We start from the raw sequence: 1,751 nt of genomic DNA, 5'->3' as shown, positions 1-1,751 counted from the left end.
GCGACCGTAAGCCGCCAGCGTGTGCGTGGTGATTCTTTTGAGCAAATTAGTAAGTGAGACGACAACACATCTTTAACAATTTATTGAGGTAACAATTTAAATTAAAAAAATAGCCGGGAAATAAAACATCTCCCGGATACAAGAATTATTACTTATTTTAATATTATGATTAAATTTCAGATGTTAGTTTTTCATACTCTATTCCCAACACCGATTCTTTAATTAATTTCTCGACGAGCTTGTCTTGATATATTTTTATATTTTCAAAACAGTTCTTTAACATTGCTACTGGAGAACCATGTAAAGAACGCTCATTAATTATTAACTTTTCAACTTTTTCGATGAATGCATCGTTAGAATCGTAAGGCTTATAAATTGATTGCTTTTTATTGATAAAGTCTATGGCGCATAGTAAGTGAGCAAAAAAATAATCACCCTTTGGATAGGTGGTTTTGTCAGAAGTAATTACCACATCAAAAAATTCATACTCAGCATTAAAACTTTCAAGTATAGCTTTCATTTTTGACGAAACTATGACAAAAGGCCCGCTTTTAAAGTAATCGTTTGGTCTAAAATCAGAATCAAGCTTTAAATGCAACAACGGAAAGCTATTCCCAAGCTTTTGCGGAATTGTAACCCTGAAAGACATGACATTTCCCATATTTATAACTGTTGCATCGGTATACAAATCATCATCATATGTTTCTGTTACACGATAATACATCCATTATCCTTATCAGAAGTATATATTAAATGTTATACTTTAAAATGAAAACCTAAAAAAGTTCATGTTCTTTTCTTTAACCTTCCTGATACGCTAGGCAAAATGACCATATTTTATGCACCTTAAATTGATAGTTTTAACATGGCATTCTCATCAACGCTGTTTTCAGTCTTCTCATAAGGCTAACGCTTTTAATACATTCAAGCGGAGTTAGTCCATCTAGAATAGGGATTTTTTTGTGAATCCACTCAAAGCATTCTTCTGCGCCCAGTAAACCATATATAACTGTAGCGATATCTTTATGCCCTCCAAGCTCTAAGGCAAGTTCCATTATTTCATCACTCTGAAACATAGATTCATAAACTCTATAGAAAATCTCCCATTTAGCATCACCAGGATATTCCGTTTCAAGATTTTCCATTATTAAAACCCCATGAAAGATATTAAATTTGAACCTGATGGATTTCGTGCCGAAGGCGCTAGAATCCCGTCATAACCTTGCTCTTTTGCCCAGCTTCCAATTTGATGAGTTACATCATAATTTTTTCCAGTTATATCTTTTAAAGACACCCCCAACTGATCTCTGACATCAGCCCTCGTCAAATCGAGCACATTATTCAATTGGACCTTTTTAGAAACAAGCACCCTTTTGGACAAATCTACATTCCACGCGTTAACCTCAGCAAGAGCAGTTTTGCGTGAGTTAGCCCCATAAACTCCGCCCAGCCCCGTATCTGTATAGCGGTGAGAAGCTGCAATGTTTCCAGGGTGTGTTGTCCATGTAGTTTCTATGCGGTGTGGCGCTTCAAAACGATAAATTGTTCTATTGACCTTTCTTCCCTTCGGCGCAACAGAACATTCAAACAATCCCAACGGATCCACCCACACCAGCGGATTACGCACATAGCTGTAGGTATTCAGCCCGCCCGCTAACCCAATCGGGTCCATCTGGGTGTAACGACCAGCGACCGGGTCGTAGTAGCGGAACAGGTTGTAGTGCAGGCCACTTTCGCGTTCGAGATACTGT

3 protein-coding genes are annotated in these 1,751 nt (G+C 37.7%); all 3 read right to left on the bottom strand.

What is annotated here, in order from left to right; translation table 11 throughout:
- Positions 1-169: 169 nt before the first annotated feature.
- Positions 170-724, bottom strand: a complete 555-nt coding sequence (locus tag N7V53_RS22320) for a DUF1629 domain-containing protein (RefSeq protein ID WP_279794980.1) — start codon at positions 722-724, stop codon at positions 170-172.
- A 136-nt stretch (positions 725-860) separates the two neighbouring features.
- Positions 861-1,145, bottom strand: coding sequence for a hypothetical protein (locus tag N7V53_RS22315; protein WP_128482843.1), 285 nt, complete (start codon positions 1,143-1,145; stop codon positions 861-863).
- Positions 1,146-1,147: 2 nt separating this feature from the next.
- On the bottom strand, positions 1,148-1,751 hold a 604-nt coding region (locus N7V53_RS22310), incomplete at its 5' end, for an RHS repeat-associated core domain-containing protein (protein WP_279794977.1).

Source organism: Kosakonia sp. HypNH10, from assembly GCF_029850615.1.
GTDB classification, from domain to species: Bacteria; Pseudomonadota; Gammaproteobacteria; order Enterobacterales; family Enterobacteriaceae; genus Kosakonia; species Kosakonia cowanii.
Note: the sequence above shows the minus strand (reverse complement) of the source record. Positions and strands in the feature narration are given on the sequence as shown.